Source organism: Anaerosporobacter faecicola (genome assembly GCF_012070565.1).
GTDB lineage: Bacteria > Bacillota > Clostridia > Lachnospirales > Lachnospiraceae > Anaerosporobacter > Anaerosporobacter faecicola.
On record NZ_JAAQRO010000008.1, the window covers coordinates 311,401 to 337,473 of the forward strand.

Genomic DNA, 26,073 nt, shown 5'->3' on the forward strand with positions numbered 1-26,073 from the left:
TATCAGATCGAGCGACGGTAGTTTTATCCTGCGTAAATAACATTTTACCAAACTAGTCGTTTAGGGTTCAATTTGGTGATGCCGTCCTAGAAAATTGCAACTGATAAAGTTCCTGGTATCTTCCACTTTGGCTGATTAGTTCCTTATGATTTCCTGATTCAATCATATCCCCATGTTCAAGTACAAGGATACGATCGGCATGCTGAATGGTTGATAGACGATGTGCTACAACCAAGATGGTTCTTCCCTTCATAAGTTCCTCAATTGCCATCTGCACCTTCTGCTCCGATTCTGAATCCAACGCCGAGGTTGCTTCATCCAATAGAAGAATCGGTGCATTCTTTAGAAATGCTCGAGCAATCGCAAGTCGTTGTCTCTCTCCTCCAGACAACTTATATCCATTCTCTCCAATCATTGTATCATAACCATTTGGTAATTTCAAAATGAACTCGTGTGCAAAGGCTTTCTTTGCAGCAAGATAAACTTCATCCTCAGTAGCCGTAACATTTCCATAGACAATATTATCATAAATGGTACCGTCAAATAATTTTGCTTCTTGTTCAACATAAGCAAACTGGTTACGCAGATATTCCAAAGAATAGTCTTTTGCATCGATTCCATAAAGGTTCATATGCCCCTCATAGGAAACCAGCTGTAAAATTGCCTTCATTAAGCTACTCTTTCCTGAACCGCTGCTTCCAACCAGTGCAACCGTTTCATTGGATAATACCTTAAGTGAAAAGTCCTTTATAACCGTTTTATTACCATACGAGATACGAATATTTTGAAGGTCCATTACAACATCCGATGGTTTCTTTGTTACAACAACCCCATATGACTCCAATTCATCCGGTTCTTGTAACATTGTATAGATTCGATTAATTCCCGCTTGACACTTACTTAAGTTTCGTATAGAGATCCCAATGGAATTACAATATCCAAGATAGACATCTGTCATCTGCTTTACAAAGAATATTGTACCAAATGTTATTTTCCCTAATGACCACAATATAGCATTTACCAACAAAGGAAGAATCGTTGTGGTGTATAGGAAGAGATTCGTACAGCTTTCCTGTTTTAAGGTTAATCTACGTTCCTCTCGTTTTACATCGCTCACATAATCTGCAGCATCATGAATGCGTTCCATCATCATTGGTTTCAAACGTAATAGTTTAATTACCATAGCACCTGCAAATACTTCATTATAAACCCCATTTATTCTGGCAACGGCTTTTTGACGTTTCGCTACCACCTTCTCCTGTTTTGGTGTAAAGTAAAGATTGCCGATAATATTACCCAAGAAAATAATAAAACATAAGATTCCTACTGCCAGATTCTTGAGCATAATACTTCCTAGTGCAATAATTCCCATCATTACTGCCTTGACCAATGTTCGAAAATCTTCCGTATACATACGTAAACAAAGGTCTATATCCTGATTTAGATACGTAATCTGATCCTCTATCTTTTCCTGCGAATCTTGTTTCAAAGGTTCTTTTACTAGTTTATAAAAAACAGCTCCACAAATTCCAGCTTTGATTCCTGCCTGGGCTGTCCCATAGGTGCTATAAAAAAGCACATGAAATACCATCATAACAAGAAAACTAATTAAAAAATAGCACATACCAATTCCTACACTCTGAAAATCCAACTTCATGATTGCATCGGCAATTCGTTCTAAAGCAATTGCAGAAAAGATCATACCCAGTCCATCTCCTAAGATATCAAAGCATATTCCTAGCAGCCAACGATATTTGTATGGTCTTACAAAACGAAACATCCATGCCACTTTTTGATAAAATACCTTCGTTTCACCTTTCATCATTTTCCTCCTCTAGACACTCTCTGCCATTCCCTCTTGGATCTGATACAACTGATAATAACGCCCTTGTTGTTCATACAATTCCTTGTGGGTTCCACATTCTACTATTTGTCCCTCATCCATACAGAAGATTAGGTCAGATTCCATAATCGTACTAAGCCTATGTGCCACTGTGATTGTCGTCTTTCCTTCCATGAGTTTCTCAATGGATTGTGAAACTTTTCGCTCTGTCTCCGTATCCAATGCTGCCGTTGGCTCATCTAATACAAGTATTTCTGGTCTCTTAATATATGCTCTTGCGATACAAATCCGTTGTCGTTGACCTCCTGATAGATTCTTTCCGTCATCCGATAATTCTGTATCATACCCATTTGGTAATGATTGAATGAACTCATGAATCCCCACTTTTTTCGCCACATCAATGATTTCTTCCATCGTTGCATCTGGTTTTCCACAACGAATATTCTCTGCAATTGTCATTGGAAATAAATAGTTTTCCTGAAGTACCACTGCTATTTTTTCACGAATCTCTTCCATACCCTGTTCTTCATAAGGAATTCCCTCAATCGCTATGGTTCCCTCCGTGGCTTTATAAAGAGCACATATTAATTTGATTAATGTACTTTTTCCACATCCACTAGAACCTACTACTGCAATCTTTTGCCCTTTCTTTATAGATAAATTAATATCATGTAGCACCATAGGTTCTTTTGAATGTTTAATCTTTGCTTGTTGCTGCTGGATTTGCTGTTCCTTGGTTTGCTGTTCCTGCGTTTGTTGTTCTGTGATTTGCTGTTCCTCTTTGTTTTGATATGTAAATGAAACATGCTCGAATGTGATGAAATCATCTGTATTCTCACAGACCTTTATTTGCTTCCGATCATGGGTTTTCGCATCGTGTTCTATTTCCTCTGGAAGGGTGAATAATTCCAAAATACGTTTTGCTCCCGTCTTGCTTTCCTTATAACTATTTAGGAAGTTCTGAATTTCATAAGCAAATGCTCCAATTGGTTGCATTAACATCAAGATGATAACAAATTGTCCTGGTGTCAGTTCATGATTTAAAACACATAGTGCACCTGAACCAATCATCGTAATATACACCAAGGTACTGGATAAACACTGAATAAAAGAAAGTGCTGCTCTTTTGAGAGCAATCTTTTCCTCCGCCTTCTGAACCTTTTTTAGTTGTGAAAAGTATTTTCCTGATAATAGGACTTCCAAATTATATGCTTTGATTGACGGAAGTTGTTGTAAATAGTTCATGGCAATTCCGTTACCAAGACCACTCTCCACTTTCTGTACCATCATGAGATGTTCTAAAGACTTTGTTGATATGATGTTCATAATTGCTATAACAGGTATCGTGAGTATCACCGCTAATGTCATCTTCCAACCAATGGAGAAACTAATGGTAACTCCAATTAGCGCTGAGATTGCAGTGATTGTAAAACTTGCAATATTTTGTTCAAGAAAAAACTGAATTTTTTCTAAATCTCCCATGGTACGTGATAAGACATCTCCACGCTGCATAGACTCAATTGCAACAAATGGAGTATTTACCAAATGTTCTCCAACATTGATTCTTAACTTTCTAATGTGCTTCTCTACGCATTGGTTCATAATAAATCGGTTGAATATAGAAAACAGATACGCAATTATCGTACAGGTAATACAGACAATTCCCATGTACATTGCTCCCTGTTTACTACTTTTTGCTACATTATCAATGGAACTTCCAAGTACAAGACCTTGAACGGTATTTGCTAAACAAACTGTCAACCAAACAGGGATGAACAACAGATAAACGGGACGAAATAGTCCACATAATTTCATAATCTGTATCATTGGTCTTTCCTTCTTATACGTTGTCTCCATGATCTCCTCCTCCTTATTTCTTTAATTAAGCCTCACAACTCTCTTAATTTCCTTCGTGTTCTACTTGTTTTCTCTACTTGTTTTCAATTCTTCATATAGCGTTGATCTATGTATTTCATTATACCTTCTCCTACGAATTTTTAAATATAGTTGCACGAATGCATGTGAATATGGCACGAAAAACGGCTGTTGCAAAATTCTTTTCATTTTGCAACAGCCGTTTTCGCTTATTTATTCAATTCAGAAAGTACCAAAGTCCCTGTCTCTCTGGTCTTTTTCATATCAATAATTCTCTGGTTTGATGAACCACGGAATTTCAGTTGAATATTTTTCAATTCTTCCACAAATCTTCCATCTACTAAGACATCGATCCGATCCAGAATCTCATCTGTCACTTCGATATGGCGGCAGCCACCTTCCACTAGATCCTTGTCATAGGTAAAGCCTGTGTACATCCAGATATTTAGTTGAGGAAGTTCCTTATTCACCCGTCGAATAAGTTTCACTACTTCTCTTTGATTCGACGGCTCAAATGGTTCTCCACCTAGGATTGTGAGACCATTATAATATCCTTTCCCCAATTCCTTCATGATCCATTCTTCCATCTCTTCATCATAAGGTCTTCCATACTCGAAATCCCATGTTTGAGGTTGAAAGCATCCTTTACACTGATTCGTGCAACCTGAAACAAAAATACTTACGCGAATACCAAGACCATTAGCTGCGTCTGCCTGTAATATTTGACCTACATACATTTGATTTTCTCCTAACCATCCAATCACAACTTCTATTTTGTAATCAACTACTCGTTGAAATTTTCCAAGTGAGAAGTTTGAATTAATAACATTAATCCATTTCCTAATAAGAGTCGTGTAATTATCCTATGACTGCTAATTACACGACTCAAAATATCAATAGTAAATTCAAAGTTTGGGGTACCGCTTACTCAGATAAGACTCCATTGGATAAGTGCAGAACACGTTCCTTAATCTCGCTGGTTCTTCCCTGATTCCAGAATTGTGTACCAATGTAACCACACGTACGACGGGCAACATTCAGTGTATTCTCGTCACGGTTTCCACAGTTTGGACACTCCCAAACTAGTTTTCCACTCTCTTCTGTAACAATCTGAATCTCTCCATCATAACCACAATGTTGACAGTAATCGCTCTTTGTATTCAACTCTGCGTACATAATGTTATCGTAGATATACTTTATGATTTCCAATACTGCCGGAATATTATTCTGCATATTTGGTACTTCTACATAGCTAACTGCTCCACCAGAAGACAATGCCTGGAATTTGGATTCGAATTTTAATTTAGTAAATGCATCAATTGGTTCTGTTACATGTACATGATAACTATTGGTAATATAGCTTCGATCCGTTATTCCTTTGATAATTCCAAATCGTTTCTGTAGACATTTTGCAAACTTGTACGTGGTACTTTCGATTGGTGAACCATACGTACTGAATGCAATATTCGTCTCTTTTTTCCAACGATCACAGGCATCATTCATATACTGCATCACTTCTAATGCAAATGGTGTTGCAGCTGGATTAGTGTGGGACTCGCCTGTCATATATTTCACACATTCATAAAGTCCTGCGTATCCAAGAGAAATCGTAGAATATCCACCATATAATAATCGATCGATGGTTTCTCCTTTTTTCAATCTTGCAAGCGCACCGTATTGCCATAAGATAGGTGCTGCATCTGAAAGAGTACCTTTTAAACGATTATGACGACACATCAATCCTCGATAGCATAGATCAAGACGTTCGTCAAATATCTTCCAGAACTTGTCCATATCTCCACCAGAAGATAAAGCAACATCAACTAAGTTTATGGTAACAACACCCTGGTTAAAGCGACCGTAGAATTTGTAATTTCCATTCTCATCTTTCCATGGGCTTAGGTTACTTCTACATCCCATAACAGGGAAGCAATTTCCCTCTTTTAACTCTTTCATCTTCTTTTCTGAAATATAATCTGGTACCATTCGCTTTGTTGTACATTTTGCAGCTAATTCTGTAAGATAATAGTATTCTGCATTCTCATGAATATTATCTTCTTCCAATACATAGATCAATTTAGGGAATGCTGGTGTTACCCAAACCCCTGCCTCGTTCTTAACACCTTGGTAACGTTGAATTAATGTTTCTTCTATGATAAGAGCTAAATCTTTCTTCTCCTGCTCATTCTTTGCTTCATTCAGATACATGAATACTGTTAAGAAAGGAGCTTGTCCATTGGTGGTCATTAAGGTAACAACTTGATATTGAATCGTTTGCACACCTTTTGTAATTTCTTTACGTAAGCGTTTCTCCACCAATTGGCTTAATACTTCTTCACTTGCATCCGTACCCAAAAGTTCGATTTCTTCTTTTAAATCTTTATAGATCTTTTCTCTTGAAATCTGTACAAATGGAGCCAGATGCGCCAGACTAATACTTTGTCCTCCATATTGGCTACTAGCGACCTGCGCAATAATCTGTGTAGCAATGTTACATGCAGTTGAAAAACTATGTGGTTTTTCAATTAACGTTTCACTAATTACGGTACCATTCTGCAACATATCTTCTAGGTTGATTAGATCACAATTATGCATATGTTGTGCATAGTAATCGGAATCATGGAAGTGAATGATTCCTTCGCGATCTGCTTCTACAATATCTGCTGGTAAAAGCAATCTTCTTGTGATATCTTTGCTTACTTCTCCAGCCATGTAATCTCTCTGAACACTATTTACTGTTGGATTTTTATTTGAATTTTCTTGTTTTACTTCTTCATTATTACATTCAATAAGTGAAAGGATCGTATTATCCGTTGTGTTGGCTTTTCGAACCAATGATCGTTTGTATCGATAACGTACATAAGATTTTGCTACATCAAATGCACCGGTAGACATGATCTGGTTTTCCACCATATCTTGTATCTCTTCTACCGAAACAACACGATTCATTCTTTTGCACTTATATGCAACATAATCTGCAATTTCATTGATCTGTTCTTTCGTAAGCAATGAATTCAATGTTGCATCACTGGCTTTCACAACTGCAGCTATGATCTTATCTAGATTAAATGTTTCTTCTGAACCATTTCTTTTTATAATTTTCATACCTTTTCCCATGCCTTTCCCTATTTAGTGCTACCCCTTGAACGCGAGTATCCCCATAAGGGTTTCCTCGTCCAATTATTTCCTCTCGAATACACATAGTGCAACAACTATTATAAACGTATCAAAGAAATAATTCAATCTCTTTTTTGTTTTTTTGGCACAAGATATAGTAGTTAATATATTTTATCTATACACCATAAGGTGTTTTATCGAAAGACACGTTATCAATTTTCAGTCAACAATCTTCCTGTGCATTTCCGATTAACAAACAACAACATAGGCTATAATTGCCAAAAGTACTTGAATAATCATGAATCGAACAACTACTTGTGTATCCGACCAATGATGATTTTTTCTTACATGATCATGAATTGGTGTCAATGTATTCTTCAGGATTCGAATCTTAAGGAAACGAAGAAGTGATACTTTCACCAATCCTAAACCACCGTCAATGATAAATACTCCTGCAAGCAATAGATAGATCAATGGGTGTTGTGTCTTAATGGCAATAATAGCAATAAAATATCCCATTGCTCTCGAACCAGCATCCCCCATCAACATGCTACTTGGCGATGTATTAAAATAAAGATAAGCAAGCAAAACAGCTACAAATAAAAAGTTTGCCATTGCATACTTTCCTAATGTCTGACTAAAGATAATGCTAAAGGATAGCAGTACAATACTTGCTATACTTGCACTTAATCCATCTACTCCATCTGTACAATTGGTAACATTAATGGAAACCCAGAACAATATGATACCCAAAACAACATATAGGATTTTCGGAATGATCAATTCCATCGTTCCTATGTAAATAGTTGTTGAATTAAAATCAATAAATGTCAATACAGTAATCAAGGCTAAGATTAGATCAATCAGACCTTTCTTATACTCATTCCAAGGTGTTTCCGACGCGTCATCTAGATATCCACTTAGCATAACACCCGTTAACAAGATGGCATAGATTACATATTCACGGTCAAACGGTAAGAATAAAAAACTACTAACTAAGAAACAGATCACAAATGTTAATCCAACACCTCTGATCTTTCCCTTGGATAGTTTTCCGTTTACAGCATAATCTCTTCCTTTATCGGTAGGTAAAAATGGAAATGGATGCTTTAATGCCAAAAATGTAAGACAAAAAGCAAATACAATTCCAATCATCACGATTTGGTTTACATTAAGATAATTTGATAAGATCTTGTACATTTACTTTACCTCCTGCTCCTTTGCAGTTCCCTTCTTGATTTCGTTGATTATCACCATAGTAAAGCTTATCGCATTCTTAAGAATTTTACAATGTTAAATTTTATCCTAAGACAATTTCCTATTTTACAACACAATAGAACCAATTGCACCATTACATAAGAAAAAAGCAGTCGTTATCCATTATCATTGGATTAATATGATGCTTTTCCAACAATAATCAATAACGACTGCCGAATGACCTTTCGTCTTTGTATCATGATATGTCATTATGAATCCAGACCTTTATTCGCTTACCAAAGTTTTCTGTCTCTACAACAATGGATGCATTCTTTTCTAATTCCTTTTCCTGACTTCTGGAGATTCCTAGCACTTCCGCAATTACTTTGTCTGTTCGTATCTTTAGATCATATGGATTGGTAATGAGCAACTGATTTCCTGCTTTTCGTTGGCCCTCTGTAATCTCACCTACAATCTGATACGGATGATTTTTCCAATCAATATCTCCATGATTTTTCATGAATAGATTCCGATTGGTTCCATACTTCATTGCCGTCATTGAATCATTACTTAAGAATTTCTGATACTCTGTACTTGGTATCTCCTCTGGTCTTTGTCTTTCATATATGGTCAAATTCCAGGTATGCTTGCATTTTTCACACTGATAGATCAGCCACACATCAATCCGATTGCCATTGGCATTCACACGAAAACGGTTTGTATTCTTATAGTGTGATTTGCAACCACAGCCAGAACAATTTCGAATCACCTCATAGGATTCTTCTGGTACAATTTCATAATTCCATTTCTTTTCATAGCACATCTTGCGTCTCCTTCTAACATTTGGATCGGCAAAGGCTATTACACTCTCTTATTTGTTTTTATTTGCAATAGCCTCTGCTATGCAAAAAAAGGTGTAGTAGTTCTCATATTGTGTTCCCCCTTATAAATCTCTCTTCCACTTCTTCCCCTCACTGGGTGACCTGTTTAGAAGATACCTCTATCATAACGAATCCGAAAAGGAATCACCACCTCAAACTCTTTTCTAATAAAATTTAAGGCATATAGCCAACATACAAGCGTTTGGCTATATGCCTTATTCGATGCCCCTTGTATCTCCCCGAAGTCTTTTATTCGATACTTTTTATAATGGAATCCATATGGTTCTCTAACCACTTCATGATGCGGGTTGAGAACACTGCCTGATTCATATAAATCTGGCGATTTGCTGCATCAGAATGATAGTATTGTCCATAATAATCACATACTGCAATCTGGTAATAGTAAATGATTGGCATCATCTCTATGTCTTTTTTTGTCAGTTCCTGGTATTGTGCATACGAATCTACATATCGTTTTAGTGCTTCAAGGGAAATAGTCCCCTCTTTACATTGTGCATGACCATATACAAAGGAGCGAAAAATCTCCCATACATAAGGGTGTCTACACGCTGTGGTCCAGTCAATAATTCCATTAATCGTATCTTTTCCCGCCAAGATCTGGCTTATGAAATAATCTCCATGGGTGTTTCCCACAGAAACCCCTTCTAAACTTATATTCTTGTAAGGGAATCTCTCCATCAATCCCATACGGTATGTTAAGTCTGCCATCACTGCATGATCGTTTTGATCTGTTGCAATCTTCAAACTCGATTCGTAAGAAGCAAGCGCTCTCTCTGGTGTCATAAACTGAAAAAAGTCTTCTCCAATTCCAATTGGCAAAGGTTCATATTCCTGTAAGCATTGATGAATCTTACCAAGTAACTTAGCCATATCGGTAAGTAACCAATCTGGTACCTGATTTAATCCATAACATATACCATGTATGAACTTTTGCAAGGTTACGGTCCGTCCCTCCACCAGACTAAGCTCTTGGCCAGCCACATTTTTTACAAATTCCGATGCAGGCACCCCCCGTTGTCTTAGGAAGTTGCAAAGTTTAGGTTCATTCTCAGGTACATTGCATGCTTCTTGACTTGGAATCTTTAGAATGTATTCTCCCTCCTTTGTCTGTACATAATAGGTATCTGATCCCGCTCCCACAGAATATTTCTTTGAATGTACAACCTCCATGTTATAGTATTGTTTCATGATTTCATATTCGTTCATAATATCCCCCTCCATACGCATACCAGGAAATGCACGCATGCATTTTCCAGTTTTTTGTGCATGCCCAACGCATTATGTAAACATTAAATTTATTTGTTTATTATATTACGACTTATTAACAGTTTTGTCTATATTATTAACGCATTCTGTCTTTTGTTGTTTTCTTGCCTCTTTAGAAACAGAACAAAGTGTGCTTCGCACACTCTCTATTAACAGCACCTTCAAAAGCACACTTTGTTCTTGGCGTCGAGCACAGTCAGCATAAGCTGACATCTACCTTATGTGCGAGTACGCATCCTCCCGGAGGGTTTAATATATAGAAAAGTTCGAGAACTTCCCTATATAGATTAGGGTGTCAAAAGCCCTTAGTAAAACTTTCTTTCGTTAATTTGCACAAACACTAGCTAGTCTCATGTAATACAGGACATAGTTTGATGAGCAACTGTATGAAGTCGTTGGTACTTTGGCTCTGTACTTTAGAGCCTTATGTACCACTACGAACTTCATCCAAGCGAGAGCGTGTTGCGATTGAACTATGTCCTGTATTACATGTTAAACAAACTTAAATTGTGCAAATTGACTGACCTCAAAATAAATAAGGGCTTTTACACCCGAACCCTATATATTAAAAAAACCAGGGTTAATACCCTGGTTCTATTAAATCATTGTTTCATTCCTGTTTGATCTCGATCCAATTTCTTGGAAGTAATCATGATCAGTAATTCCTCCACAGATGCAAAGCTTGCAACGGTACATAAAAGTACTACCATCATAGTAAAAGGAAGGATTCCGTAAAGTAAAGGAAATAAAAACAGAAGAAAGCCTGTAATCTTATTCCCGTATGTATGTAAAAATGCAACTACACCGTATCGTATCTTACATACGCATATGGCAAAGCAGCGTATGATTACAATGATAAGCATCCACCACAGCATCCAACTAGACCATTTTAACCTTGTAAGACATATTCCTAGCAAAACCGCAGTAAATATAAAATCTGCGATGGAATCCAACATGGCACCGCATTTTCCAGCCACGTTCCACTTTCTTGCCAGATATCCATCTGCAACGTCCGTTAACCCACACAGAATATAGATGATAACAAAACCCGTGGTCTGAAACGGGAAAAAGCACAAACTGATAGATAACGGGATGCGAAAACAGGTAATACCATTGGGTACTAGGCTTCTCCATGTACTTTTTTTCACCTTGCTCATGCTAATTCCTTTCCAGACCTTATCACATTCTTATGTCTTTTCATGTGTTTTCGTCTCTTCATCATTTCATCAGGAAAGTGTTATGGTTTCCCCACAAGATAGATAGTGCATATGGGTTAATTTACTTGCCAAATACGTATACGCTACTTTTCCAGTGCAATGGCAGGTATAGAAATCCACGGTATCATATTGTTTCAGATGAGAGGCAATCTCATCTAATAGTTTGGTTTCTACTGTTTTTTTCGTCAATGGATTGTACAGATGGTAACCTCCAATACAAACCTGTGGGGCATACTGTATTCCCTTTTTCATAATATTAACGATTCCGGTATGCCCACATCCAACAAACATCGCGGTTACTTTCTCGTTAATTACCAGGTTCTGTTCATGAAGGAAATGATCCTTTTGTCTATTCTCATATAGCGAATCATTGGCATTCGAATAACACATTCGATCTTCTGTTACTACAAATACTTGCAATTCTTCATCGATTACCTGATCTCCATCCAGCAAGACGATCTGTGGATGATGAAGAAACGCTTTATCAATGCCTACATTCGCATATATCCACAAAAACTTGCTAGAATGGGCTTCAAAAGCTCTACGCTGTACATAAATTTTGGCATGATTATTTATTGCGAGGAACTTCTTAAGTGCTCCGCCGTGATCCATATGCCCATGTGAGATAATGACTGTATCCACCTTTGTAAGATCAATATTCTTTTTCGCTGCATTCGTAAATAAAGTCGAATCAGGACCTAGATCAAACAAAATCTTATGTTTTTGTGTTTCTATGTACAAGGAAAGACCATGTTTTGCTTTGCAATCGTCTTTGGCTTGGTTCTCTACTAATGCTGTAATTTTCATCTATGATATCTCCTTTCCTAATCAAAGGGTTTTGTAATTATCCCATTATTCAACTGCTCAACACTATGTATATTACAAGAATAACCCTTATTAATTTATGATAACAGTATTAACTAATACCATCAAGAAGAAAATTTCAGCACATTGTCTACGACCAAGATGATTCATAGAGTTCCCCTCATCTACTCTCTGTAATTTTATTCAAATGCAGGTTCTATATAATCCCTAATTAATTTGATTCGATCTTTTGCTTTCGGCTGGAAGAAGGACGCAATGGAGATCACCATCTTTTTCTCCTCGTTCACATAGATAATATTACCACCATCCCCCATAGCTGCATAGCTATGTTGCTTTTCGTCTATTATCCACCAGAGGTATCCATACAAAAGTTTCCCCCATCTACTGTGTTCCCTCGTACTTTCCTTAATCCATTGGCTCGATACGATTTGCTGTTCTCCCCATCTTCCTTCTTGTAGATACAGTTGTCCAATCTTCGCCATGTCTCTGGCCGTCAGCGTAAGCCCCCAACCGCCTGTATTCACTCCATTTGGATCTGCTACCCATCCACTGCTGTTCTTTCCTTCGTAAAATGCCATCTGTTCCTCCATCGTCTGAAAAACGATAGGGGAAGCAACCGTGATTCCCAAAGGAGAGAATACATGCTCTCTCGCAAAGTCAAGCACCGTCTGTCCTGTTGCTTGAACAAGAATTCCAGAGAATATATCAGGCCCAATGACTGGCGCATACTGGAATTCACCAATTTTTCCTCGTCCTCCTAAAAGATCAAGCGATGCTCTAACCCAATCATCACTTGTAAAATACTCCTTATACGATGGATTTTTGTATTTGTATGGTGCCGTCATGGTAAGCATATCTTTCAATTTGATCGTTTGAATGGTATTCTCTCCCTTTTTCACCGAATAATTTGGAAAAAAATCCAAGATGTTCTGCTCAATACTTTGAATGTACCCTCGATCAATGGCTATACCGATTAATAGTGACAGTATACTCTTTGTCACAGAAAACACATGGAGCGTACTGTCTGCTGTACAATCACCAAAATACTTTTCATAGACAATTTCCCCTTGCTTTTGTACAACCATTCCTCCTATGTTTGTATAGCCACTATGCATGATTTTTTCCATCTTTGTCTTTGGTGTCATGCCAGATACCTCCCTATCTTAGAATTTTGACGCTGCATCAATTCCATTGGTGTTCCTACTCCTAGGATTTCTCCTCCTTTGTCCCCACCTTCCGGTCCCAGTTCAATGATATAATCACATCTTCGTAGTACTTCCACGTTATGTTCAATAACAATGACAGAGTTTCCACTTGTAACCAACTGATCCAATAAATTGAGCAGCAAAGCAGTATCATAGAGACTTAAGCCGGTTGTCGGTTCATCCAGGATATAGAGCATATTGCCTCCCCGTTGTTTTCCCAGTTCTTTGGCCAGTTTCACTCTCTGCGCTTCACCACCACTTAAGGAAGAAGTCGGTTGACCAAGTGTAAGATAACCCATTCCCATCTGTTTCAGAATTCGAAGTGGCTTTCGAATGGCACTTTGATCAGCAAAAAAGTCATACGCTTCTTCAATACTCATGGCTAAAATATCTGCAATGTTTTTCTCACGATAGGTTACCGCCAAAGTATCCTCATGAAAACGCATTCCATGACAAACGGGGCAGATCTTATCCACAGAGAAATCGGACGTAAGGAAAATCTTCTCATATCCACTACCACCACACGCCAGACAGGCCCCTTTGGAATGAAAGGAGAAATGCCCCGCACTCATATGCGCAATCTGTGCTTCTGGCTGTTTTGCAAAAAGTTCTCGAATCTTGTCCCATATTCCAATATACGAAGCTGGTGTCGAGCTCGAACTTCTTCCGATTGGTTCTTGGGATATCTGTGCAAAACCGCTAATGTTACTTGCTCCTTTTAGTCCCTCGGCATGACCATATTTTTTCTGTGTTGCAAGTCGCTTTAATAAAGTGTCTTGAATGAGAGAGCTCTTCCCACTACCAGAAAGTCCTGCGACCCCAACCATGGCATGTAAGGGGAATTCCACAGTTAAATCTTTTAGGTAATGGGTATTGGCATGTTCCAAGGTCAGATATTTTGAAAAATCCACTTTTTGTTTACCACTTGTTCGTTCTGGCATTTTCCGTTTGCCTGATAGATATTGACTTAGTATGGTATCTGCTTTCCTATATTCTTCGTAAGGACCTTGATAGACCACACTTCCTCCTTCCACTCCTGCTCCCGGTCCAATCTCAATGATATGATCCGCTTGTTTGATCATCTCCCGATCATGTTCTACAACGATTACCGTATTCCCAAGGTCTCTTAATTCCTTTACGGCTTTTATCATATACGCTTTCTCTGAAGGATGTAATCCTGCCATTGGTTCATCAAAAACATATAACAACGAATCCATTTTCGATTCTAGATGCTGATGAAGGAATACACGTTGCATCTCTCCACCACTTAAGGTAGCCATTTCACGGTACAAGGATAGATGTCCCAATCGAAACTGAATCAACTGTTGTAATTTCAGGTTCACATTCTTGATTACATTAACACTAAACTGCGACAATTCTTCTTTTGGAATACCCCGCAGAAACTCCAGTAGACTGTCTAACGTCATCTGTCCAAGTTCCCCAAATCGCCTTCCATGTAGTAAAACTTCACTGGCTTCTTCTGTGATCCGCTCTCCCTGGCAAACAGGACAAATCTTCTTCGCATAAACGCTTTCGACATCTTCTCCTTTTTCATATGCATTTCTTAGTATCCGTTCAATACAGTAACTCTGTTTTCCATTTTCATAGCAGCCATACACAACTTCTTCTCGAATATCCTCTGGGAGTTGCCAAAATGGTTCATCCATATAGGCCTGGAATTTCTTTCGTAAGATTCGAAAGAAACCAGCCGTTACTTTCAAGCTTTCATATACTTCACATAGGGTTGTCGTCTGATCTTTAACCAACTGCTCTAGATTCACGTCAAAGAAGGAACCTTTTCCTTGGCACTCCATACACATACCATCAGCCGTTGTATAAAGGAAATCACTTGGTGAAAGATGATCCCCCTCTTCCCCCGTTTGCCCATCCGTTGCGTACACCAATGCCAACTGGTTAAGAAGATTCGTCTTTGTTCCCACCGTTGAACGTGGATTACTTTGACGTATCGTGTTCTGTTTAATCGCAACTGCTGGCCCAATTCCATCAATGGATTCAAATCGTTTCTCTTGCTCAAGCCCTGCCAGAATACCAATCGAACGAAGATATTGGTTTTTCCCTTCTTCAAACAGAATATCAAATGCAAGACTGGATTTTCCAGAACCGCTGATTCCTGTAATCACGATTAGTTTATGTTTTGGAATAGACAAACTGATATTCTTCAGATTATGTATTTGTGCTCCTTGAATCTTTATTTCTTCCATATGCTCACCTCTCACTTGAATTGCAATTTGGTTAGCGAGACTTGTTCCCTCCTATGTCTCTCACAACCTATGTCCCTATTGTAAGCACATTAGAAAAAAGAATCTTTGCATTTCTTGCTATGTTGCATATTGGTCTATTGGATATCTTTCAGGGCAATGTTTTCAACTTCAATCTGTGAATCTGGTTTTAAGGTAATCAGTGTAGCACCTCTCTGCTTTGTTTTCTTCGAAATTCCTGGCATAGCAAGATAATCGATCGACATACCATAAGAGAGCTGAATTCCTTTGTATCGCATAGAGATCGTATTATAGTGGTCATGTCCTACGAAGATTCCTTTCGTGCTGCCTAAATTCACCGCCGTTTCGAACAATTTGCTATCATACTCTGGACAGCAGATGGCTTCGCCCTTTTCCCCTACAGCACCATGTATATACGTAACTTCTTCACTTCCTGCTTTGTACAGATCGTATGCTGTCTTATACTCTTTCACTGGTATATGCGTAAAGATTAAGGAAGATACAACATGTCCCTCTTTCTCTGACAATTGTTTTACGGTATCCGCATACCACTGTACCTGGTCATCATGAATATAATCATAATCATTGAATTTCTTGCTGGCATAGGAATTGGAATCAATTAAAAATACCGCCTGATTAAGTGTTCCATCTGCATTCCGAATCTCAATCAACTGGTTGCTACGCCCTGTGATCTCTGGTTGTTTCGTGGTATAGAGAAGATTCTTTGTATTCTCAAAGGAAAAAGAAGCAAATAAATCATTCACTTCCTCTGCTGTATGGGAAGCTACGAACTCTGTATCATGATTTCCATAGGTAAATGCCCATGGAACACCAATGTTTCTCATAAAGGATGCAAACTGCATAATCGGCGTATAGTTGTTGAAGGAATAGGATTCAAATCCAAGTGGGAAAACAAAATCACCTGTAACTACTACAAAGTCTGGTTTTGCATAATCAATCAGTTCATAAACCGCTTCTAACGCCTTCATGTCTTTCCGATACGATAATAAACTTCCTCCCAGATGAACATCCGTTATCTGTAGGATTTTAAAATCTCCTTTATCTGGATTTTGAATCGTATAAACACCCGTCTCCTCATTATAGGTAATGGCAAGCTCTCTTGTTGCAACACTTGGAATTGTTGCGATATACGGTTGGATATACCAGGAACCCAATCGCATGATACTAACTAAGCCAATAACAAGACAGAGCGATAATAAACAGGCTACCCATTTTCTTCCCTTTTTCATTTTCCGCAGATAGTGCCATTTTCCAAAGGGATTGGCAAGTAATATGTATAGTAATAGTAGAATCTCTAGTAAAAGAAAACTTTGTATAAAGATAGAAAGGCTTCCCGCTTGTACTCCCATGATGATTCCTACGATCAAAATTGCCACCTGTACAATGGCTAACTTTATAACGGTATTCTTCTTCAGTTTCTTAAAATCAAGGTCCTCCTCATCTTCGATCGTATTGTCTAGTACAAACATCAATTTCTTCTGAACCAGATACAATAGCCCCGCCTTTACGATTAAGCCAATTCCTATCGCTCCTAATAAAAAGGCAAACACATCGGATATGAGTAGAAATCTTGGATTGGAATTTCGTACCATGGAAACCATCAAACATGGTAGTATTCCTATAGCAAATAAAGCAATTCCGATAATAATCGATAAGGTAATCGAATGTTTCCACTTTAAGCAACAATCCGTTGCATATTCGTATGCACGATGTGATAGATGCATCTTCTCCTTGCGATGTATCCAAAAGGGAATCATCTTCCCTATTCCTACTAAAAGATAGCACAGCATCGGTACTCCACAGATAACAGCCCCTACTGTCCCCAGCATATTAATTCTTGCAACATCGGTCGTCTCTGTACGTATATCAAACAATACAATAAAAACCATCGGTGATAAAATTGCAAATGTAACCGCAATACCTAATTGACTACATCCTCTCCTCAACCAATTTAATTTTTTATAGATGTCTTTGATCCTCATATGTCCCCCTCATTCGTAACTTTATTATAGGATTTGCCTGACTTATGCCTCCCAAACAAATAAAATCCAAGCAAATGTTCAACATTTATCCGTTTTTCTGTATACTTATCACATATTGTAGACAAAACTATTATAATACAGAACAAAGAACGTTGTAAAACAAAAAAAACCTCCAAGTGTCCCATTAATTACAACACACTTGGAGGTGATACCTTCACACAGCCCTAGACTACACCAGAGCCTTCTCTTATTCTTTCATTACTTTTTCAAGAATATAATTCTCTTCATATTTATCTTTTGGATTCTCTATTTTCACTACATGAAAACCACATTTATTCACATAAAAATTATGATTTCGTTTTGAAAATCCTGGAGTTTCCGTTCTCCATACACGCGTATCAGGATACTTTTGTTCTATGAACTTCCAGATGCACGTTCCATATCCCTTATCTTGACATGATGGATCAAGGAATACACTTCCAAGGAAATTCTCCTGCTCTCTTCCTAGGAATACATTGCATCCTCCAACCAGCACTCCGTCTTTTACTATTTTATACGCTTCCGCTCCACTTTCTATGTACCATTTTTGAATGAATTCTCCATTGTCATATCCATCTGGTCCACCACTTTCTTCTCCCAGATGACGCTTCGTATCTTCATCAAATGCTCGTTTCATGATTGCCGTTAATGGCATAACGTCCTCTTTTGTAACTTTTATAAATTGTAATCCCTTAAATTCTTCCATGTGTATCCCCCCCTATTCAACAATCTAACTGGTTTGCTTACCAACGGGTTTTCTTTAAAATAGTATGGCGGTTTCACAACCTAACCAGTACTATCCTTTATTTCGCAAGCAATATGTAAATATCCATATAACACTTTCCCTCTTTTTGGTATTCATATTCAAAGCAGTTGATAGCATCCTTTCTCCACATGTGCGGAATATTATTTACGTCGAGGTATCGCTCTAGAGTCTTATATGCATTAGGAATTAACTGAAATGGAGCTAGAAATGGATCTGTTACCGTTATGACGGCATACTTTTCTTCCTTTTGAGAATAGATTTCCATCTGATTTTGCTCCGATGAAAAATTCTCTGGTAGCATACAGGCAGCAACATAACCATGCATATGGTATACATTGATCTGTTCTTGTGACAGATTAGGAAAATCCCAGCCAATGATCTTTGGTTCAACCAAATTATTCTGCGTTGCCCAACCTTTGATAGAAGCAATCGCATCATCTTCTGGCGTTTCACTGATTACGATATGTTTCACATATGAAAATGCTTCCTGTGTCACAATACGAATATCGGAAAATGCCTCATTATTCGTATTCAAATCTTCCCGAATCAGCTGATCCATACTACAGGAAAAAAAACTACATAAATCAATTACTTTGTCCATCTCCGGATACGCAAGATCCAATTCCCACTTTGATACCGTTTGTCTCGATACCTGCATGATCTCTGCCAACTCTTCCTGTGTCATACCATCATGCAATTTTCTTAAAAACTGAATGTTATGCCCAAAACTCATCCCATTCCTCCATTCTCCATACTATTTATGGTCTTTTCACGATCCTTTCATCTGAACTTCTGATCGTCCATCATAAGATTTCAATAGAATCGTTTTGTTCTTGACCACAGGATTAGTATAGCGGATTTCTCAATATTACAACACCAATTTTCTGTTTCTAATTTCCCAATCTTCGCAACCAAAAGTTGCAATAAGGTAGAAATATCGATACTTGTATTGGTTTCTCCTTGAAAACACTGGATTTTGCTCTAAGACGTTACATACATTCTAGTATCTCTTCTGGCTTGGAACAGATTACTTTTGCACCATGTTCTACTAAAAATTCATGCTCTCGAAATCCCCAATCCACGATGATATGATCCATGGAAGCATTCCTTGCAGTCTCAATATCCACATCGGAATCTCCAATATACACCGCATCTTCTCGCTTAACATGAAGATTATTAAGAACCTCATTCACGGAATCTGGATATGGTTTTTTTCGTACATTTTCCCGTTCTCCTACATAGGCATCAAACGCTCCTGGAAAATATTGTTCACAAAGAATCTTAACCGCATAATCCGCTTTATTGGATACAACAGCCGTTTTATACCCTGCTTGCCGAAGTTTCTCTAGCATCTCCATAATTCCCTCATATGGTTTTGTATAATCCATGCAATGTTCTTTATAGTAGGTTGTAAAACTTTGAAAGACTTGGTCAATGTCTGCCTCTGTTGCATTCTCCGGCACTGCACGTTCCACTAGCTTGCGAATTCCATTTCCTACGAAATGTCGTACCTCCTGCATCGTTCTCTCTGGATAACCATGTAGGCGTAATGCATAATTAATCGTAACTGCTAGATCTTTCAGTGTATCCAGAATGGTTCCATCCAAATCAAAGATTGCTAATGCATATCTCATTCTTATCATCCTATATCCTTTCGTTGTTCCTCAATTCAATCCTCATGTTCCTTTATTACTTCTTTTTCAATTTCCTACTCAATCACGATTTTATCAAATCCCAATTAATCAATAGATATACAAAAACATTTACTTATACTATCCAAACGCCATTTTGCATGCTGTAAAATGTCAGCTCCAAAGAGTCCCACTATACTTCCTTCCTCGGCACCACTGATGCTTCGGTTGTATACTTCCACGTTATTTAATGTAACTTTTGCTTGATCAATCTGAAATTCCACCTGGTTTGCTACATATACATTCTCTGTATTACCAGAACCCACTCCTTGTAGGAAACTTTCGCTAGCATTCAGCTCCTGTAATCGCTCCTTCCAAGTATAGTCAAGCATGGTCTCCGTATGCCCACTGTCAAATCCCATCGGAAGAATCTTGCCCTCATATATGGTTTGAATTATTGGAAAACGATTCCATTGTAACGTATCGGTCTGTTCTGCATAACCTCCATCATGAATCGTAACCGTTCGTTGCTTCATATCAAAGTCCCAACAGAATTGTGATATGATATCCCAACCAAGCAGCATCTCTCCAGAGAATACCTGGTGGTTGGAATCCTCACCAAAATCAAATGCCTCATCTGGTAAAATTCCCACTGTAAGATCCGTTACTTGTTTGTCTGCAATGGTAAACTGCTTTCCTTTTCCCTTTTCAAAAGCCAAGGTTGCTCCATTATTATTCCCAGCAACACCAGCGGAATCCTCTTTTTGTAAGTCTACTTTCTTGGCCAAACTTTCTGTTACAAAAGAAAGTCCTGCACCTGTATCAAACATCGCTATTGTTTCTACTCCATTTAAACAAACTGGAAGTAAAATTAAGTTTTCAAACCTCTCTTTTGCAAATGGCATTGTGTATGTACTTCTTTCTTTCATAATAATTTTTCTCCTTTCGTATTTTGCTATCTTAGTATTTCATTTAATTCTGGTTATCTGCGGTACGTATAAAAAAAGTACTCGTTCGGTTCTTCATCATTCACATCTTGATACTTTTTCATTCCCATACGTTTGTAACCAATCTTCTCCACGGTCTTCCAAGAGGCTATATTCTCCACCCGTACCGTTGCAATTAATTGCGTTATGGAAGGATACTGCTTCATAAAATACGTCGAATAGACAGTCGCTGCTTCTGCTGCATAACCATATCCTCGGTACGCACTTCCGATGAAATACGTTATGCCCACCTCATGAAGATCCTTATAAACACTACTTCCTACTGAGCCAATCACTCTGCCATCCTCCTTACGAACAATGGCATATGCCAAATACTCCTTCCAAGGATCATCTTCCTTTGTTAAGTCAATCGCTTCTCCAATCCAACCGCTAAGCCAGGAATACTCCTCTTCTTTTCCAAAGATTTCCTGCAATGATCCATCCGAAGCCATATCGATAAATTCCTCTGCATCCGTTTCTTTTAATGTTCGAATAATAAGATTTTCAGATTCTATATGCATATGCATCACCTACTGTTCTATTATCATAGTCCTTCTTACCTCAATCGTATTTATTATAGCATGTTAGGTAACTATGGTCAAAAGGTCATATATTGCAAACATATACACATTTTTTCTGGAAGCATGCTATAATTATGATAAGTAACTGGTTTGGGTCAAAAGCCCAAAGATGTAACCATATTAACAACTATAACAGAGGTATCCTATGAAACAGATTTTAATCATTGACGATGATATACAAATTGGAAATATGTTAGAGGAAGTCTTGGCTCGAGAAAATTATCACACACTACGGGCTTATTCTGGTACGGAAGCATTACTTCTCCTCTCCAACACCCAGCCTGATCTTATTCTACTTGATTTGATGTTACCTGGACTTTCCGGAGAAGAAGTATTACAAAAGATTTCCCACATCCCTGTAATTGTTCTAAGTGCCAAAGTAGCCATCGAAGATAAAGTCAATCTCCTGATGGGCGGTGCGGTTGACTATATGACCAAACCATTTTCCACCAAGGAACTGCTAGCAAGGATCAACGTTCAACTACGTAAAACCAGCGAGCCTCTTGCTCCTCACTATTCTTATGGAGCGCTCTCGTTAGACGTTTCCTCTCACGAAATAACTGTGAATGCGATTCCTGTTTCCTTAACAAAAACAGAATATGCTATTTTAAAATTGTTGCTCATGCATGCGGGACAAGTTATCGCAAAATCCGTCATATTAGATCGAATCAGCGTTGATACACCTGATTGTACAGAGCGTTCGTTAAAACAACATATCAGCAATCTTCGAAAAAAATTATATGAGATTGGTGGAAAAGATTACATAGAGGCTGTTTGGGGAATTGGATTTCGATTAACAATGGACTGATTCCCCTGTAAAGAAATCTTGACCAAATCTTGACGATTTTCTTGACCACCTTCTTGACATTTTCCTGCTAGAATTCATGTATCAAAGATAAGGGAGGCTATATACATGGAATATGTTCTTGAAACAAACACTTTGTATAAAAAGTACAAACACTTTTCTGCATTAAATGGCTTATCCATGCATGTACCAAAGGGTGCAATCTATGGATTTGTTGGAAAAAATGGCGCAGGGAAGACCACATTGATTCGTCTTATCTGTGGTTTACAGGAACCTACAGAAGGGACGTATACACTATATGGAATACATAGCGATCAGCCAATGATTCTGAAATCGCGCAAAAGAATGGGAGCTGTGGTAGAGACCCCTTCCATCTATCTCGATATGACTGCAGTGGATAATCTTCGTCAACAGTATACCTTATTGGGCATGCCTTCAGAGGATGGGATACCTGAATTGCTCCATCTTGTTGGCTTGTCGGACACCGGCAGGAAAAAAGCAAAGAATTTTTCCCTCGGAATGCGTCAACGTCTAGGTATCGCCATTGCTTTAGCCGGAAATCCAGACTTTTTGGTACTAGATGAACCAATTAACGGTTTAGATCCCCAAGGAATCATTGAAATGCGCGAATTGATTCTAAAACTCAATCGTGAGAAAGGGATTACCGTTCTTATATCAAGCCATATACTTGATGAACTTTCTCGCCTTGCAACATTCTATGGTTTTATTGATGGTGGGCGTATGGTAAAAGAAATGAGTGCAGAAGAATTAGAACATACTTGTCGGAAATGTATTCGTGTAGAAGTAAGCAATTTAAAAGTACTCGCTCGAGTACTTGAACGCAAGAAAATTGAATATAAGATCATCTCGGAAACGGAAGCAGATGTATTCGCACAGATCAAAGTTACCGATCTTGCTCTTGCTCTTGCAGAAGAAAATTGTGAGATTCTGACCATGCAGGATCGAAATGAGAGCCTAGAAGGTTTCTATATGAGTCTTGTGGGAGGTGAGCACAATGCGTAAACTATTACGTGCGAACTTCGCTCGACTAAAAAAATCAACTGTATTCTGGGTTTGTATGATCGTCATGTTCCTTCTTGGAATTGTCCTACCTCTTGTGCACTATTCGGATAAGATTCAATCCCATTATGAAGTGCCATTAGACAATGGTTTCTTTTCTTATGCAATATTTGTAGTAATTCTTGCCTCTGTATTTACTTCCTTGTATATAGGAACAGAATACAGTGATGGAACCATACGAAACAAGATTATCATAGGGCAAAAACGGGTGAAGATCTATCTTTCTAATCTGATTATCTGCATCTGTGCAGGCGTATTCTTTTGCATTGCACACCTGATTCCGTATCTCTGTATCGGAATCCCGTTGCTTGGCTTTTTTGAAAGTGGAATTCTTCCTATTTTACTTTTTATGTTTTCCATTCTTATCATGATGACAGCATTTATTGCCCTATTCACCCTGCTTTCCATGCTTGTGCAAAGTAAAGCAATCTCTGCTGTAATCTGTTTACTGACAACATTTTGTCTTCTACTCTTTGGCTCTTTTATATTCGCACGATTATCAGAGCCAGAGTATTATGAAGGATATTCCTATACCCAAAATGGTATAACCACAACACAAGAGCAGGAAAAGAATTCTCTCTACCTTGAGGGTACCAAACGAGAAATCTTTCAATTCCTACTTGATTTCACACCTGGAGGCCAGGTTATCCAATTATCAGGAATGGAAACAGGTCATCCAGAAGTATTGATCTGTTATTCCCTTATTCTCATAATTACAACAACGGGAATTGGCATACCCGTCTTTCAAAAAAAGGATTTAAAATAAGGAGGCATCTATGGAGTATTGGTTATTGGTTATCATTGGAGTATTAATGCTCCTTATCATTGTTTTGCTTTACCATCACATTTCCTTCCGTCGTTCTATTCGGGAAATACAAGAAGAACTTACAGATATTCTATCTTCCGATACCAATAACCTGCTCTGTATCTCCTCTTCCGATCGATGGCTTCGTTCTTTCACAGCAGAATTGAACATCCATCTTAGTAAGCTTCGCCAAGAACAACACCATTTACAGTCAGGGAATCAAGAACTTAAAAATGCCATCACCAACATATCCCACGACTTAAGAACTCCATTAACTGCAATCTCCGGCTATCTTGATCTATTAGAACAGGAAGAGAAATCGGATCAAGTAGCCCACTATGTCTCCGTGATTGCCGAACGAACAGAGGCTCTTACCTTACTAACGGAGGAACTTTTCCGCTATTCCATCATTACCTCTACATTGAATGAACTTCATATGGAACAAATCAGTTTAAATGGTGTCCTAGAAGAAAGTATTGCTGCCTTCTATGGTGCATTAACCAAGCATCATATTGTACCGGTAATCTCCATGCCACAGGTTCCCGTTATTCGTTGTCTGGACAAGGCTTCCGTAAAAAGGATTTTTAGTAATATTCTTCATAATGCCATCAAATATGCCCAAAATAGTCTTACCATCTCCTTAACAGAAGATGGTATTCTGACTTTTACCAATACAGCCATCGGCATGGACAACTTACAGGCTGAACAGTTATTTGATCGGTTTTATACGGTAGAATCCGCAAGGAATTCCACGGGACTTGGGCTTTCTATAGCCAAAGTTCTCACCGAAGCAATGGGAGGCTCCATTGAAGCCATCTGCCAAAATGAAAAATTGAGTATCCAGCTACATTTTTAAAATTGAGATTGCTTTATTTTAAGAACTGGTTCGGGTGTCAAAAGCCCTTATTTGTTTTGAGGTCCGTCAATTTGCACAATTTAAGTTTGTCTACCATGCAATACAGAACATAGTTCACTCCGGGCACGCTCTCGCCCCGCTGAAGTTCGTAGTGGTACATAAGGCTCTAAAGTTCTTTGTATTTTATCCAATAATCCCGATATTGTGTATCATTTCCTACCAAGCATTCCTTCGATAGAGAGTATCCACTTTCTTTTAGTGCCTCTATTCTCTCCACTGCATAGTTCGGTGCTTTTGTTGCAAGGAAAGAACAGTGAAAGGATTCCAGAACAGATTCATCAATGAGAGCAAGAATTGCCTGAATTGTGTTCTTGTTCTCATTCTTACTTCCCAGATCCAATCGTAGTAAACCACAATCCGTAAAGAAATCATCTGCTTCTCGACGGAACAATTCAATCGTTCCAATTGCTTTGTTTTCCTTCTTGTCAACAATTGTAAAACGGACAAATCCTCTTCTATCGTACTCCATCTTCCAATACTTGATTGCTTCTACCACATATTCCTCTTTGCTCATATAGAAATTATCCCCATGGCAGTTGTCACTATTGAAAAATGGAAGTGCATTCTTATCACTATACACTGCAAACAAATCTTTTGCATCTTTCTCTTCAATTAATCGAAGAAGATATTGTTCATTCTCTATAATTGGACATTGTTCATATACATCATACATTGTTTTATCCTCCTTAAATTCCATGCTTGTTTTTTCTGATTTCCTGTTCTTACCTACCAAATTTAATAAACGCAAACTTCGCACTCTAAAAAGTATATCTA

The 26,073-nt window shown here is 38.1% G+C and carries 22 protein-coding genes; 4 read left to right on the forward strand and 18 right to left on the reverse strand.

The genetic code is table 11. The features are described from left to right. Nucleotides 1-67: 67 nt before the first annotated feature. The 17 genes from HBB17_RS04565 to HBB17_RS04645 all read right to left on the reverse strand — a co-directional run bounded on the left by HBB17_RS04565 (nt 68) and on the right by HBB17_RS04645 (nt 21,633). Nucleotides 68-1,825 (reverse strand): ABC transporter ATP-binding protein, encoded by a 1,758-nt coding sequence (locus HBB17_RS04565; protein WP_167956139.1) that lies wholly within the window; start codon nt 1,823-1,825, stop codon nt 68-70. Nucleotides 1,826-1,834: 9 nt separating this feature from the next. After that, nucleotides 1,835-3,700, reverse strand: coding sequence for an ABC transporter ATP-binding protein (locus HBB17_RS04570; RefSeq protein ID WP_167956141.1), 1,866 nt, complete (start codon nt 3,698-3,700; stop codon nt 1,835-1,837). A gap of 227 nt (nt 3,701-3,927) precedes the next feature. Further along, nucleotides 3,928-4,455 (reverse strand): anaerobic ribonucleoside-triphosphate reductase activating protein, encoded by a 528-nt coding sequence (gene nrdG, locus HBB17_RS04575; protein WP_167956143.1) that lies wholly within the window; start codon nt 4,453-4,455, stop codon nt 3,928-3,930. A 187-nt stretch (nt 4,456-4,642) separates the two neighbouring features. Further along, complete coding sequence (nrdD, locus tag HBB17_RS04580; RefSeq protein ID WP_167956247.1) at nt 4,643-6,823, reverse strand: anaerobic ribonucleoside-triphosphate reductase; 2,181 nt, start codon at nt 6,821-6,823, stop codon at nt 4,643-4,645. A 261-nt stretch (nt 6,824-7,084) separates the two neighbouring features. Then, nucleotides 7,085-8,035, reverse strand: a complete 951-nt coding sequence (locus tag HBB17_RS04585; RefSeq protein ID WP_167956145.1) for a phospho-N-acetylmuramoyl-pentapeptide-transferase — start codon at nt 8,033-8,035, stop codon at nt 7,085-7,087. A 253-nt stretch (nt 8,036-8,288) separates the two neighbouring features. Continuing rightward, a complete protein-coding gene (locus tag HBB17_RS04590; RefSeq protein WP_167956147.1) occupies nt 8,289-8,855 on the reverse strand; it encodes a DUF1062 domain-containing protein in 567 nt (188 codons plus the stop codon). A 307-nt stretch (nt 8,856-9,162) separates the two neighbouring features. Beyond that, nucleotides 9,163-10,140, reverse strand: coding sequence for a phosphotransferase enzyme family protein (locus HBB17_RS04595; protein WP_167956149.1), 978 nt, complete (start codon nt 10,138-10,140; stop codon nt 9,163-9,165). A 662-nt stretch (nt 10,141-10,802) separates the two neighbouring features. Beyond that, complete coding sequence (locus HBB17_RS04600) at nt 10,803-11,348, reverse strand: CDP-alcohol phosphatidyltransferase family protein (protein ID WP_167956151.1); 546 nt, start codon at nt 11,346-11,348, stop codon at nt 10,803-10,805. Nucleotides 11,349-11,426: 78 nt separating this feature from the next. After that, nucleotides 11,427-12,224, reverse strand: coding sequence for an MBL fold metallo-hydrolase (locus tag HBB17_RS04605; protein ID WP_167956153.1), 798 nt, complete (start codon nt 12,222-12,224; stop codon nt 11,427-11,429). A gap of 197 nt (nt 12,225-12,421) precedes the next feature. After that, nucleotides 12,422-13,387, reverse strand: coding sequence for a serine hydrolase domain-containing protein (locus tag HBB17_RS04610; RefSeq protein ID WP_167956155.1), 966 nt, complete (start codon nt 13,385-13,387; stop codon nt 12,422-12,424). After that, nucleotides 13,384-15,669 (reverse strand): excinuclease ABC subunit UvrA, encoded by a 2,286-nt coding sequence (locus HBB17_RS04615; protein ID WP_167956156.1) that lies wholly within the window; start codon nt 15,667-15,669, stop codon nt 13,384-13,386. The genes HBB17_RS04610 and HBB17_RS04615 overlap by 4 nt, the downstream gene beginning before the upstream one ends. Nucleotides 15,670-15,803: 134 nt before the next feature. After that, nucleotides 15,804-17,690 carry a metallophosphoesterase family protein gene (locus tag HBB17_RS04620; RefSeq protein ID WP_167956159.1) on the reverse strand — a complete coding sequence of 629 codons (1,887 nt, stop codon included), beginning with the start codon at nt 17,688-17,690 and terminating at the stop codon, nt 15,804-15,806. Between the two features lie 247 nt (nt 17,691-17,937). Continuing rightward, nucleotides 17,938-18,435, reverse strand: a complete 498-nt coding sequence (locus tag HBB17_RS04625; protein WP_167956161.1) for a GNAT family N-acetyltransferase — start codon at nt 18,433-18,435, stop codon at nt 17,938-17,940. Nucleotides 18,436-18,532: 97 nt separating this feature from the next. Further along, nucleotides 18,533-19,228, reverse strand: coding sequence for a helix-turn-helix domain-containing protein (locus HBB17_RS04630; protein ID WP_167956163.1), 696 nt, complete (start codon nt 19,226-19,228; stop codon nt 18,533-18,535). Nucleotides 19,229-19,484: 256 nt separating this feature from the next. Beyond that, entirely contained in the window at nt 19,485-20,129 is a 645-nt protein-coding gene (locus HBB17_RS04635) for an HAD family hydrolase (protein WP_167956165.1), read from the reverse strand. Nucleotides 20,130-20,233: 104 nt separating this feature from the next. Beyond that, entirely contained in the window at nt 20,234-21,055 is an 822-nt protein-coding gene (locus HBB17_RS04640; protein ID WP_167956167.1) for a retropepsin-like aspartic protease, read from the reverse strand. Nucleotides 21,056-21,108: 53 nt separating this feature from the next. Beyond that, complete coding sequence (locus HBB17_RS04645; RefSeq protein WP_167956169.1) at nt 21,109-21,633, reverse strand: GNAT family N-acetyltransferase; 525 nt, start codon at nt 21,631-21,633, stop codon at nt 21,109-21,111. A 205-nt stretch (nt 21,634-21,838) separates the two neighbouring features. Between HBB17_RS04645 and HBB17_RS04650 the strand changes: the two genes are divergently transcribed. The 4 genes from HBB17_RS04650 to HBB17_RS04665 all read left to right on the forward strand — a co-directional run bounded on the left by HBB17_RS04650 (nt 21,839) and on the right by HBB17_RS04665 (nt 25,239). Then, on the forward strand, nt 21,839-22,501 hold the full coding sequence (locus tag HBB17_RS04650) for a response regulator transcription factor (protein WP_167956171.1): 663 nt from the start codon (nt 21,839-21,841) through the stop codon (nt 22,499-22,501). A gap of 105 nt (nt 22,502-22,606) precedes the next feature. After that, nucleotides 22,607-23,521: an ATP-binding cassette domain-containing protein gene (locus HBB17_RS04655; RefSeq protein ID WP_167956173.1), complete on the forward strand. Its 915-nt coding sequence runs from the start codon at nt 22,607-22,609 to the stop codon at nt 23,519-23,521. Continuing rightward, nucleotides 23,514-24,344: an ABC transporter permease subunit gene (locus HBB17_RS04660; RefSeq protein ID WP_167956175.1), complete on the forward strand. Its 831-nt coding sequence runs from the start codon at nt 23,514-23,516 to the stop codon at nt 24,342-24,344. Before HBB17_RS04655 ends, HBB17_RS04660 begins: the two co-directional genes overlap by 8 nt. A gap of 10 nt (nt 24,345-24,354) precedes the next feature. Then, the gene (locus tag HBB17_RS04665; protein ID WP_167956177.1) at nt 24,355-25,239 is read left to right on the forward strand and encodes a sensor histidine kinase; all 885 of its coding nucleotides are present in this window, start codon (nt 24,355-24,357) and stop codon (nt 25,237-25,239) included. A 166-nt stretch (nt 25,240-25,405) separates the two neighbouring features. On the opposite strand, the gene HBB17_RS04670 is transcribed toward HBB17_RS04665, so the two are convergent. Then, on the reverse strand, nt 25,406-25,972 hold the full coding sequence (locus tag HBB17_RS04670; RefSeq protein ID WP_167956179.1) for a GNAT family N-acetyltransferase: 567 nt from the start codon (nt 25,970-25,972) through the stop codon (nt 25,406-25,408). Nucleotides 25,973-26,073: the final 101 nt, after the last annotated feature.